Annotated in this window: 11 protein-coding genes; 10 read left to right on the top strand and 1 reads right to left on the bottom strand. The window is 65.5% G+C overall.

Annotated elements, in window-relative coordinates; genetic code table 11:
- Positions 1 to 48 precede the first annotated feature (48 nt).
- The 4 genes from RBA95_RS05150 to dprA are packed head-to-tail and all read left to right on the top strand — an operon-like array spanning position 49 to position 4029.
- A complete protein-coding gene (locus RBA95_RS05150; protein ID WP_306015746.1) occupies positions 49 to 1053 on the top strand; it encodes an aspartate carbamoyltransferase catalytic subunit in 1005 nt (334 codons plus the stop codon).
- Entirely contained in the window at positions 1050 to 2315 is a 1266-nt protein-coding gene (locus RBA95_RS05155) for a dihydroorotase family protein (RefSeq protein ID WP_306015747.1), read from the top strand. The genes RBA95_RS05150 and RBA95_RS05155 overlap by 4 nt, the downstream gene beginning before the upstream one ends.
- Positions 2315 to 2914 carry a glycerol-3-phosphate 1-O-acyltransferase PlsY gene (gene plsY / locus RBA95_RS05160; protein WP_306015748.1) on the top strand — a complete coding sequence of 200 codons (600 nt, stop codon included), beginning with the start codon at positions 2315 to 2317 and terminating at the stop codon, positions 2912 to 2914. Before RBA95_RS05155 ends, plsY begins: the two co-directional genes overlap by 1 nt.
- On the top strand, positions 2911 to 4029 hold the full coding sequence (gene dprA, locus RBA95_RS05165; RefSeq protein ID WP_306015749.1) for a DNA-processing protein DprA: 1119 nt from the start codon (positions 2911 to 2913) through the stop codon (positions 4027 to 4029). Before plsY ends, dprA begins: the two co-directional genes overlap by 4 nt.
- Here the strand turns inward: dprA and RBA95_RS05170 are convergent.
- The gene (locus tag RBA95_RS05170) at positions 4026 to 4307 is read right to left on the bottom strand and encodes a hypothetical protein (RefSeq protein WP_306015750.1); all 282 of its coding nucleotides are present in this window, start codon (positions 4305 to 4307) and stop codon (positions 4026 to 4028) included. The two genes, dprA and RBA95_RS05170, sit on opposite strands and share 4 nt — an antisense overlap.
- Before the next feature lie 171 nt (positions 4308 to 4478).
- Here RBA95_RS05170 and topA point away from each other — a divergent pair, with 171 nt between their 5' ends.
- From topA to rpmG, 6 genes are all read left to right on the top strand, one after another.
- Positions 4479 to 7130: a type I DNA topoisomerase gene (gene topA / locus RBA95_RS05175; protein ID WP_306015751.1), complete on the top strand. Its 2652-nt coding sequence runs from the start codon at positions 4479 to 4481 to the stop codon at positions 7128 to 7130.
- Positions 7127 to 9388, top strand: a complete 2262-nt coding sequence (rnr, locus tag RBA95_RS05180; RefSeq protein WP_306015752.1) for a ribonuclease R — start codon at positions 7127 to 7129, stop codon at positions 9386 to 9388. The genes topA and rnr overlap by 4 nt, the downstream gene beginning before the upstream one ends.
- Entirely contained in the window at positions 9366 to 10061 is a 696-nt protein-coding gene (locus RBA95_RS05185; RefSeq protein ID WP_306015753.1) for an NUDIX domain-containing protein, read from the top strand. Before rnr ends, RBA95_RS05185 begins: the two co-directional genes overlap by 23 nt.
- Positions 10058 to 10666: a hypothetical protein gene (locus RBA95_RS05190; RefSeq protein WP_306015754.1), complete on the top strand. Its 609-nt coding sequence runs from the start codon at positions 10058 to 10060 to the stop codon at positions 10664 to 10666. Before RBA95_RS05185 ends, RBA95_RS05190 begins: the two co-directional genes overlap by 4 nt.
- A gap of 7 nt (positions 10667 to 10673) precedes the next feature.
- On the top strand, positions 10674 to 11849 hold the full coding sequence (locus tag RBA95_RS05195) for an MFS transporter (protein WP_306015755.1): 1176 nt from the start codon (positions 10674 to 10676) through the stop codon (positions 11847 to 11849).
- An 87-nt stretch (positions 11850 to 11936) separates the two neighbouring features.
- Complete coding sequence (gene rpmG / locus RBA95_RS05200) at positions 11937 to 12104, top strand: 50S ribosomal protein L33 (protein ID WP_009800672.1); 168 nt, start codon at positions 11937 to 11939, stop codon at positions 12102 to 12104.
- The last annotated feature ends 38 nt before the right edge of the window (positions 12105 to 12142 follow it).

Genomic DNA, 12142 nt, shown 5'->3' on the forward strand with positions numbered 1-12142 from the left:
CCGCATGCGCGCCTATACCGCCGCGAATGCTTTTCGGAGGGTGCTTTGATGGAGCGCACCGGCTTCGCCTATGATTTTCCCCATGACAGCCTGCTGAGCGTCGGGGATCTCAACCCGCTCGACGTGCAGATGATTTTCAAGCGCGCCAGGCATCATTTCGACAATGCGCGCCGGGGCGACAAGGAGGGCGACACCCTCAAGGGCCTCACCCAGATCAATCTGTTCTTCGAGAACTCCACCCGCACGCTGGCGAGTTTCGAGATCGCCGCCAAGCGCCTGGGGGCCGATGTGGTGAACTTCGCCGCCGGCAGCGCCTCGATCTCCAAGGGCGAGAGCCTGGACGACACCGCCCTCACCCTCACCGCCATGCGCCCGGACGTGTTGGTGGTGCGCCACAAGGCGGCCGGCGCGGCGGCGCACTTCGCTCGCGTTACCGGGGTCCCCACCGTCAATGCCGGCGATGGCGCGCATGAGCATCCGACCCAGGCGCTTCTGGACGCCTTCACCCTGACCCGTCGCTGGGGCGAGGTGGGTGGACGCCGCATCCTGATCGTGGGCGATATCCTGCATTCGCGCGTCGCCCGCTCGAACGTGTCCTTGCTGAACCTGCTGAACGCCGAGGTGCGCCTGTGCGGCCCGGCGACGCTCCTGCCCGCCGATGCGGATCGCTGGGGCGTCAGTGTCTTTCACGATCTTGATGAAGCGCTGGAAGGCTGCGACGCCGTCATGGCCCTGCGCATCCAGAAAGAGCGCATGACCGGCGGGCTGATCCCGTCGGATCGCGAATACGCTGCGCTGTGGGGGCTGACCGAGGACCGTCTGGACCGCGCGGCGCCCGATTGCCTCGTCATGCATCCCGGGCCAATGAATCGGGGCGTGGAGATTGACGGCGCGCTGGCGGACGATCCCGAGCGCGCCCTGATCCTCGAGCAGGTGGAAAGCGGCGTCGCCGTGCGCTCCGCCATACTGGAGCTGATCACGGGCCGCGCGCCCAATTCCACGATTGCGGACATGCGCAGCCATGACGCCGATGGCCTGGGAGACGGGGCATGATGCTGTTTGAAAACGCCCGGCTGATCGATCCGGCCTCGGGCCGGGACGAAATGGGCGCATTGAGGGTGCGCGACGGCCTGATCGAGGAGATCGGCCCCGATCTTGAGTCCCATGACGACGAACAGGTGATTGACGTGAAGGGCGCGGTGCTCGCCCCCGCCCTGATCGACATGCGCTGCACGGCGGATCCCGCTTCCACCGGCGCCCGCGGCGTGGATGCGGCGGCTCGCGCAGCGGCCGCTAGCGGCGTCGCCACTCTGGTGCTGTCACCGGAAAGCGGCGGCGGTTTCCGCACCCCTGAAGACATTGCGGCCGTGAACGCCGCCGCGCTGACGAGCGCCGTCCGGCTCTATGCCGCCGGCCTGTGCGTCAGCTCGCCCGAAGACATGGCGGAAATCGGCCTGATGCTGCGCGCCGGCGCGCTTTATCTCGGCGATGGCGGCCAGCCTGTGGCGGATACCCGCCTGGCGCGCCGCGTCCTCGCCTATGCGGGCGGGTTTGACGCCTGGGTCAGCTTGCGCCCGGACGATCAGGGCCTCAGCCGCGGCACGGTGGCGACCGAAAGCGATCTGTCCATGCGCCTGGGGCTGCCCGCCCGCCCCGCGCAATCGGAAGCCATGGCGGTCAAGCGCGATGCGGCGCTCGCCGCGCTCACCGGCGCCCGTCTGATCTTTGACCGGGTGACCACGCGCGAAGCGCTCGACGCGGCGCAAACCGCGCGCAAGGACGGGCTTGAAGTCGCCGTCACCGCGCCGGTCAGCCATCTCAGTTTCAACGAGATGGATCTCGGGGGACTGGATCCGCATTATCGGCTGGAGCCGCCCCTGCGCAGCGAAGACGACCGGCAGGCGCTGATCGACGCGCTTTCCCAGGGCCGTATCGATGCTGTCGTTTCCGACCATGTGGCGCGCACCAATGAGTCCAAGGCGCACCCCTTCCCCGAGGCGCAGGCGGGTTCGGCGACTCTTGAGGCCCTGCTGCCCGTGCTGTGCGGTCTGGTGGAGGACGGCCGGATGAGCCTGGCCGACGCGCTGCGCCCAGTGACTTCGGGACCGGCGGACATTCTGGGTCTGGAACAGGGCCGCCTGAACGCAGGCGCCCCGGCCGATCTGGTGGTCTTCGACCCGCACGCCCCCTTCGTCTATGGCCGCGGCGCCATGCAATGCCGCGCCCCCAGCGCCTTTTCCGGACGTCGCCTGTTCGGTCGCACCTTGATCACAATCGCGGAAGGCGCGATTATCCATCAACTGGAAGATGAGTAATGATGCTTGACCCCTGGTTCGCGGCGGCGCTGGTCGTCGGCTATGTCTTCGGTTCGATCCCGTTCGGCCTGCTGCTGACCCGGCTCGCCGGCCTTGGGGATATTCGCGCCATCGGCTCGGGCAATATTGGCGCGACCAATGTGCTGCGCACCGGACGCAAGGACCTGGCGCTCGCCACGCTCATTCTTGATTCCGGCAAGGCGGGCTTCGCCTGCCTTCTGTTCACCTATATCGCCAATCCCACCGCGGGCCTGATCGCGGGCGGCGCTGCGTTTTTCGGCCATTGCTTCCCGGTCTGGCTCAAATTCAAGGGCGGCAAGGGCGTCGCGACCTTCCTGGGCGTGCTGCTGGCGGCCCACTTCCCGGTCGGCGCGCTGACCTGCTTTGTCTGGCTGGGCATGGCGCTGATGCTGCGCATGTCCTCGCTCTCCGCCCTGACGGCGGCGCTGGCGGCGCCTGTCCTTGCCTACGCCTTCGCCCGTGAAGACGTCGCCATACTCGCGCTCTTTCTCGCGGCGCTGCTCTACTGGCGCCATCAGGAGAATATCGGCCGCATCCTCAAGGGTGAGGAACCCAAGATCGGAGCGAAGAAGACGTGACGCGCCGGTCCCTCTCCCCGACCGAGCGCGTGGACTGGCTTCGCTTGTCGCGCACGTCGGGGGTTGGACCTGTCACCTTCGCCAGGCTGATCGAGCGGTTTGAAACCGCCAGCCGCGCCATTGACGCCCTGCCCGAATTGTCAAAGCGGGGCGGACGCACCAAGCCCCTCAAGGCGGTGTCCCGCAATCAGGCCGAGGATGAGCTCGCCGATCTGGAACGAACGGGGGCGCGCCTGCTGTGCGCCTGCGAGCCGGATTTCCCCGCCGACCTCGCCGCCCTTGATCCGCCCCCGCCCGTCATCACCGTCAAGGGACCGCTCGAGCTCAGGGACAATCCCGTCTGCGCCATGGTGGGCGCGCGCAACGCCTCGGCCGCCGGATTGCGGTTTGCCGGCGATCTGGCCCGTGGCCTGGGTGAGCGCGGCGTGCTGATCGCATCCGGGTTGGCGCGCGGCATAGACGGCGCCGCCCATGCCGCCAGCCTTGAGACCGGCACGATCGCCGTCCTCGCAGGCGGTCTCACCTCCATCTACCCGCCCGAGCATGAGGCGCTCTATCACGCCATCGCCGAGCAGGGCCTGCTGGTCAGCGAGAGCCCGCCCCGCTACAGCCCGCAGGCGCGCGACTTCCCGCGTCGCAACCGTTTGATCTCGGGGCTCTCCCTGGGCGTTCTGGTCGTGGAGGCGGCGGAGCGCTCGGGCTCGCTGATTACGGCGCGCTATGCGCTGGAGCAGAACCGCGAAGTGATGGCGGTCCCCGGCTCGCCCATGGATCCGCGCGCCCGGGGGTCAAACCGCCTCTTGCAGGACGGCGCCGCGCTGATCCAGAGCGTGGACGACATACTCGACATCCTGTCCGGCGCGCGCCGCCCGAAACTGCAGGAGCCCTCGGGAGCCGATTATGAGGATGAGTTCGACCATCCCGACGCGCTGGACAACGCCGTCTCCGACATCCGCGAACGCATTGCCGAACTGCTCTCGCCCACCCCGGTTTCCCGCGATGAACTGGCCCGGCTCACCCAGGCGCCGACCCGGATCGTGTTGGCGGCGCTTGTGGAGCTGGAGCTGGCGGGACGGTGCGAGATCTGGCCCAACGGCATGGTCTGCAGCCTTTAATCGCGCGTTTTGCGCGGGCTTCCGTCCGGAGAGAAAGGAAAAAGCGTCCTGTGATCGGCGTCGGGATTGGCCAGCGGCGGCTTATGCGTCAACTGACGGCATTCCTGCTCGATCACATGGGCCGCGGTCGCCAGCATGACGGAAGAATTATTCAGATCCGCCCGATGCGCGAAGTGGGACAGCGCGGCCAGCATCTCGACGAGATAGCCCGCCGCCTCCTGCGTCGTCTGTTCACGGAGGGCGCGATCATTCGCAGCGCCGGTTGGGGTATTCGTCATAATCGTTTTGATTGCTCTTGGAACAACTCTACGGGGAGCCGTAAACCTGTGCCCTGGTTCTGGCAAGCGTCAGCCCCATGTTGACAGGGTGATGAACTATCCCCACCTTCCGCCGCCATTGACCGGACCAGTCTTGACGCTGGACCGCTTCACCTTGCTATCAGTGATCATATGAACGTCGTTGTCGTCGAATCCCCGGCCAAAGCCAAAACCATCAATAAGTATCTGGGGAGCGACTACACCGTGCTCGCCAGCTTCGGCCATGTGCGCGATCTGCCGCCCAAGGACGGCTCGGTGCGTCCCGACGAAGACTTCGCCATGGACTGGACGGTCGAGGGCAAGTCGAAAGAACGCATCAAGGCGATCGCCGATGCCCTGAAAGACGCCGACACCCTGATCCTCGCCACTGACCCGGATCGCGAGGGAGAAGCAATTTCCTGGCACCTGCTTGAAGCGCTGCAGAAGCGCCGGGTGCTCAAGGACAAGCAGGTTCAGCGCGTGGCGTTCAACGCCATCACGAAAAAGGCCGTCAGCGACGCCATGGCCAGCCCGCGCGAGCTCGATATGGAGCTGGTCGAAGCCTATCTGGCGCGCCGGGCGCTCGACTATCTCGTCGGCTTCACCCTGTCGCCCGTTCTGTGGCGCAAGCTGCCCGGCGCCCGTTCGGCGGGCCGGGTGCAATCGGTGGCCCTGCGCCTGATCACCGAGCGTGAAACCGAGATCGAGCGCTTTGTCAGCCAGGAATACTGGTCAGTGGACGCCGAGGTGAAAGCCGAGGGCGCCGATCAGCTGATCGCCTCCAAGCTGACCCGGTTTGAAGGCGAGAAGATCACCCGCCTGACCATTGGCGAAGAAAAGCGCGCCCGCGCCGCCGAAGCCGCCATCAAGGCGGCGGACTTCACGGTCGCCGCGGTCGAGGCCAAGCCCACCAAGCGCAATCCGCCGCCGCCCTTCACCACCTCGACGCTTCAGCAAGAGGCCGCGCGCAAGCTGGGCTTTGACGCCCAACGCACCATGCGCACCGCGCAGCGTCTGTATGAAGGCGTCAATCTGGGCGGCGAGACGGTCGGCCTGATCACCTATATGCGGACCGACGGCGTCTCCATGGACATGAGCGCCATGATGCAGGCGCGCGACGTCATTGGCGAACGTCACGGGTCCGACTTCGTGCCGGAAAAGCCGCGCTTTTATTCCACCAAGGCCAAGAACGCCCAGGAAGCGCACGAAGCGATCCGCCCGACAAGCTTTACCCGCCATCCCGACGAGATGCGGCTCGATGCCGACCAGGCCAAGCTCTACTCGCTGATCTGGAAGCGCGCCGTGGCCAGCCAGATGGAAGCGGCCCGGCTTGAGCGCACAACCATCGACTTTGAAAACGACGACAAATCCCTCGCCTTGCGCGCCACCGGCACGGTGGTGACCTTCCCGGGCTTCTTCGCCCTGTACCAGGAAGGCCGCGACGATGAAGAGGATGAAGGCGAGAACCGGCTTCCGCAGATCCAGCAAGGCGCCTCGGCCAAGGCCGAAAAGACGCTGGCCGAACAGCACTTCACCCAACCCCCGCCCCGCTTCACCGAGGCCTCGCTGGTCAAGAAGATGGAAGAGCTGGGCATTGGCCGTCCGTCGACCTACGCCTCGACCCTGTCTGTGCTGCGCGACCGCGACTATGTCCGCATGGAAGACAAGCGCTTCAAGCCCGAGGACAAGGGCCGCGTGGTCATCGCCTTCCTCGAGAACTTCTTCGCGCGCTACGTCCAGTACGATTTCACCGCCTCTCTGGAAGACCAGCTCGACAAGGTCTCGGCGGGCGATCTCGAGTACAAGCAATTGCTGCGCGACTTCTGGAAGGATTTCCACGCCTCCATCGAGGACATCGCCGATCTGCGCATTGGCGACGTGATCGACGCGATGAATGTGGCGCTGGCGCCGCTGATCTTCCCGCCGCGCGAAGACGGCTCCGACCCCAAGGTCTGCCCCAAATGCAATGAGGGCGCATTGTCACTGCGTCTGGGCAAACACGGCGCCTTTGTGGGCTGCTCGAACTATCCCGATTGCCGCTATACGCGCCCGCTGGGCGGCAGCGAGCTTGATGCCGTCGAAGGCGATGGCGAGCTCGGCGAGCATCCTGAAACCGGCGCCATGATCGTGCTCAAGGACGGTCGCTTCGGCCCGTACCTCGAAATGCAGGTCGAGGACGAGGACAAGCCGCGCCGCGGCTCCATTCCCAAGGGCTGGGATCCGGCGTCCGTGACGCTGGAGAAGGCGATCGCGCTCATTGACCTGCCGCGCAAGATCGGACCGCACCCTGAAGACGGCGAGATGATCGAGGCGGGCATTGGCCGCTATGGCCCGTTCGTCAAGCACGGCAAGACCTATGCGAACCTGTCGAACGCCGACGAGGTGTTCGAGGTGGGCCTGAACCGCGCCGTGGACCTGATTGAACAGAAGAAAGCCAATCCGCGTGGGCGCGGCGCTGCGGCGGCGCCCCTGAAGGAGCTGGGCGAACACCCTGATGAAGGCGGCGCCATCAATGTCATGAACGGGCGCTATGGTCCGTATGTGAAATTCGGCAAGATCAACGCCACCCTGCCCAAGGATATGGACCCGGCCGAGGTCACCCTGGAACAGGCGCTGGAGCTGATTGCCGCAAAAGCGGCCAAATCGCCGGCCAAGAAGAAGGCCCCGGCGAAGAAAAAGGCGCCCGCCAAGAAAACGGCGGCCAAGAAGGCGGACGGTGAGACCAAAACCGCCGCCAAGAAGCCTGCTGCGAAGAAAACCACCGCCAAGAAAACCACTACGAAGAGTACAAAGGCCCCGTCTTGAACGAAGATCCATACGCCCGCTCCGGTTTCACCAAGGACGCCCTGATCGAGGCGATCCGGCTGGGCGAAGGACGCTTCACCAAGCGTGAACTCGCCAAGGCTCTGGGCCTGAAGGGCGACCAGCGATCCGGCCTCAAGCTTGCCTTGCGCGAGCTCACTGATGCCGGCGTGATCCGCAAGAACGAGCAGAAGGCCTATGAAATGGCCGATCAGCTGCCTTCGGTCACCGTGCTGGAAGTCATTGATCGCGATGTGGACGGCGAGTTCCTGTGCCAGCCCGTGAAGCCTGAGCTGCAGGGCCCGAAAATCATCCTCAAGCCCGGCGAACGCACGCGCGGTCCTGCAGCCGGCGTCGGCGACAAGATCCTGGCGCGCCTCGCTCCGCTGCCGGGCGAGGAAGAGGGCTATGAAGCCAGCGTCATCAAGAAGCTGGGCCAGTCCGCGCACCGCATTCTGTGCGTGCTGCGTCACAATGATCGCGGCCCGGCGCGCCTGGTCCCTGTGGACCGCCGCGCGCGGCATGAGCTGGTCCCGGCGCGGGGCGAGACCAGCAAGGCCGAGGATGGCGATCTGGTTATCGTGCGTATCGCGTCAGAGCGCCGTCACGGCCTGAAAACGGCCATAATCGACGAAGTGGTGGGCCGCGCTGACAGCGCGCGCGCCGGCTCCATCATCGCCATGGCCGAACACGGCGTGCCTGATGGTTTCCTGGACGCCGAACTCAAGCAGGTCGACGACATTGAGCCTGTATCCATGGGCAATCGCGAGGATCTGCGCGACATCCCGCTGGTCACCATCGACCCTGCGGACGCCCGCGACCATGACGACGCGGTCTGGGCGGCGCCCGATGACGATCCCAAGAATCCGGACGGCTGGATCGTGATGGTCGCCATCGCCGATGTGGCCGCCTATGTCACGCCCACCAGCGCGCTGGACAAGGGCGCGCGCAATCGCGGCGTTTCGGTCTATCTGCCCGACCGGGTGGTGCCGATGCTGCCCGAACGCCTGTCCAATGATCTGTGCTCACTGCGAGAGGGCGAGGAACGCCCCTGCCTCGCCGTGCGCATGGTGTTTGACCGCAATGGCAATCAGATCGGTCACCGCTTCATTCGCGGCTGGATGCGGTCGGCCGCCAAACTGGCCTATGAAGAGGCTCAGGCGGCGATAGACGGCCAGGGCTCGGGCAAGGCGGAAACCCTGCTTGAAGACGTGCTCAAGCCGCTCTGGGGCGCGTATGACGCCCTGCGCAGCGCCCGCAAGCGTCGTGAACCGCTGGAGATCGATGCGCCCGAGCGCAAGGTGATCGTGGGCGAGGATGGCCGGGTCCAGGGCGTGCGCCTGCGCGAACGCTTTGATGCGCACAAGCTGATCGAGGAAATGATGATCCAGGCGAACGTGGCGGCCGCCACGGCGCTGGAAGCCAAGAACAGCCCCCTCATCTATCGCATCCACGACGAACCGGGCTCGGAGAAGCTCGATACGCTGGCGGACTTCCTGCCCCATGTGGGCCTGAAATGGACGCGCGGCGAGCGCCCGACCGCAGCGCGCTTCAACACGCTGCTGCAAGCCGCCCACCCCACCGACCATTACGAAACGGTCAATGAGGTGGTGCTCAGAAGCCAGTCCCAGGCGGTCTATGACACCGACAATATCGGGCATTTCGGCCTGAATCTGGCCAAATACGCCCACTTCACCTCGCCCATCCGGCGCTATGCGGACCTGACCGTCCACCGCGCGCTGATCCGCGCCTACAATCTCGGATCAGACGGGCAAAGCGATAAAGAACGCAGCCAGCTACAGCGCATCGCCGAGGACACCACCCAGAACGAACGCCGGGCCATGGCCGCCGAACGTGATGCCGTCGACCGCTTCATCGCCGCCTGGCTCGCCGATCGCGTGGGGACCGAATTTGAGGGCCGCATCACCGGCGTGACGCGCTTTGGCCTGTTCGTCCGGCTTCATGAAACCGGCGCGGACGGTCTGTGCCCGGTCTCGCGCCTGGGCTCTGAATACTTCATGCATGATGAAGCCGCCCACGCCCTTGTCGGGCAAAGCTCGGGCGGGCGGTATCGGCTTGGCATGGCGGTGACAGTGCGCTTGGATGAAGCGACACCCGTGACGGGCGGATTGTTATTCGACATTCTAACACCGCCTGAGTCAGGAAAACCGCCCAAAGGACGCGGACGTCCGCGCGACAAGTACGAGCGCCGCGGCTCTCCGCGCGCAAAGAAACACAATGCCAGACGCAAAAAACGATAAGAAAACCGCGCCTAAAACCAGTCCACGCCCGAAACTCGCCGCCTCCTTGCTGCTGCGCCGCCAGCGCGCCAATGGCGAGATCGAACTCCTCTTTGGCCGCCGCTCGACCGGGCATGTCTTCATGCCCAGCAAATATGTGTTTCCCGGCGGACGCGTGGACCCCACGGACGGCTATGCGCCGCTCGCCGAAGAGCTGAACGACAAGACCCGCTCGGTCATGACGCGCGTCCTGACCGAGCGCCGCGCCCGCGCCGCCGCAGCGGCGGCCTTGCGTGAAACGGCGGAAGAGACAGGCCTGATCCTGGGCAAGCCGGCGGACGAGGCCTGCAGCTTCAAGCCGCCCTGGGCCCCGTTTGAAGCGGCCGGGGCGCAGCCCAATGCCGCGCCTCTGGACGTGATCACCCGCGCCATCACCCCGCCCAAGCGGCCGCGCCGGTTTGACGCCTGGTTCTTCACCTGTGATGTGGAGCATGTGCACGGCCCGGCCGAGCTGACCAGCAATGGCGAGCTGGAGGACTTGCGCTGGGTCAGCCTGAGTGAACGCGGATCGCTCGACCTGCCCATCGCCACCCAATATGTCATTGGCGAGCTGGAAACCTGGTTGAAGGATCCGGCCCGTCCCATCCGTTATCTCAAGAGCACCCGATCCGGCCCGAAAGTGGAGACCCTATGAGCGCCCGCCCGATCAATATGGCGACCTTGCTGCTGGCCGATCCGCATACGCGTCAGATCGCCCTGGTGCGCTCGGACAAGGGATATGGCGTGCCGCTATCGCGTCCGGCGCGCGGCGACGGCTTGCCGGAGTTTGGCGGCCCGACGATTTCGCGCAAACGCCTGGGGGCCTCTGAAAACCAGACCGGCGCTTTCATGGACGCCGCCATCCGAGCGCTGTCCGAAGAGCTGGGCCAGCTGCTGGCGCGCCCCCTCACCGCTGATGTACGCGTGCCGGGCACAAACCCCTGGGCGCGCCTGACCCGACACCATCTGCAGCCTGATCGCGACAGCCTGACCTATCTGGGGCGTGCGCTGGATCCAGCGGACGCTGAAACGCGCCGTCATGTCCGCGTCTTCACCGCGCCCGTGGCGCGGATCTCCAACTCCGTGAAACGACGCGGCGGCGAACGAGTCGCTTGGGTCAGTCCGGAAAAGGCGCCGGAGCTCCTTCAGGATCCCGCGCTCAATGTCTTCGCTGAAACGGCGCTGGCGTCGCTGGGCGGACGACCGCGGCCGCTGCTGGTGTCATTCCGGGCGGGACAGCGCCAGGAAGTCCGGCTATAGGCCGGCAATGGTCACAAGCTTTCTCACATCACCGGATCTGGCGCGGACGCGCTCGCTGATCGCCGCCATAGTCTGCGCCGCCCTTGCCGGTTGCGGCTTCGGGTTACTGATGCCGCTCGTCGCGCTCAATCTTGAAGCGATGACGGGCTCCGCCGCCATTGTGGGCACGAACGCCGCCGCCGCCGCGCTGTCCACGCTGCTGGCGACCCCGCTCATTCCCGCATTGATGGCGCGCATGCCGCCGCGTCAGACCGTTGTCATCAGCGCCCTGGTCACCGCTTTGGGCTTTGTGCTTTTTCCCGCCATGCCCGACCCCGTGGTCTGGTTCATTCTACGGTTTGCGATGGGCCTGTCCGTCACGGTGATCTTCGTGGCCAGCGAAACCTGGATCAATCAGCTCGCCAAGCCCGAAAGCCGCGCCAGCCTGTTGGCAGTATACGCCACCGTTCTGTCCGGCGGCTTCGGGTCCGGCGGTTTGCTGCTGGCGCTACTGGGGTCGGAAGGCTGGACGCCCTGGCTGGCGGGCGGGGCGATCTACGCGCTCGGCGCCCTCCCCATCCTCATTCTCAAAGGCCCGCAGATCGAACCGCCGAGCGTGGAGGATTCCGGTCTGAAAAGCCTTCTGGGGGCAGCCCAGCTGGCGCCCATGGCGATTCTGGCCGGGCTGGTCTTTGGCGGGCTGGAAACCAATGTCTTCTCCCTGATGCCGGTTTACGCCGAACGAATCGGCATCGCTGAACAGGGCGTCGGCCTCCTTGTCGCGATTGGCGCCCTGGGCGCGATCATGCTCCAGATCCCTCTGGGCAAGCTCGCCGACCGGACGGGACGGGATCGCACCTTGTCCGGCGTGGCGCTCAGCGCAGTGATTCTGTCGATCGCCATGGGGTTGGCGGGCGCGAATCTGTGGTTGCTGATACCGATGGTGTTCTTCTTCGTGGGCGCCAGCAGCGCGTTTTACACGATCGGACTAGCCATGATCGGCGAACGCGTCAGGCCCGGCGCGCTGGCTTCGGCCAACGCCGCCTTCATCTTCGCCTATGGCCTGGGATCGCTTCTGGGCCCGGCTCTGGGCGGCGTGTCGATGGACCTGGCCGATCCGTGGGGCTTGATGGCTGCTTTCGCCGCCATGGCCGGGCTGTACTTCGTCCTGTCCATACTGAGCAAACCGCGTTCTCGGCATTGACAGCAGCGCAGGCGCGAGTATGTTCCGCGGCTCGTTGCGCCGGACCTGTGTCTGGCGCGCCAAGTTTTTGTGTACGGGTGCGCGACTATGGCCAAGCCGACTACCATCAAAATCCGCCTGAACTCGACGGCGGGCACGGGCTATTTCTACGTGACCAAGAAAAACGCCCGCACGATGACCGAGAAACTCGTTCTGAAAAAGTACGACCCGGTCGCGCGCAAGCACGTCGAGTTTAAAGAAGGCAAGATCAAGTAAATCTGCGCTCAAGCGCGATTTATTTCGGTCTGACCGGA

Origin of the sequence: Oceanicaulis sp. MMSF_3324 (genome assembly GCF_030733545.1) — a bacterium.
Classification (GTDB): domain Bacteria; phylum Pseudomonadota; class Alphaproteobacteria; order Caulobacterales; family Maricaulaceae; genus Oceanicaulis.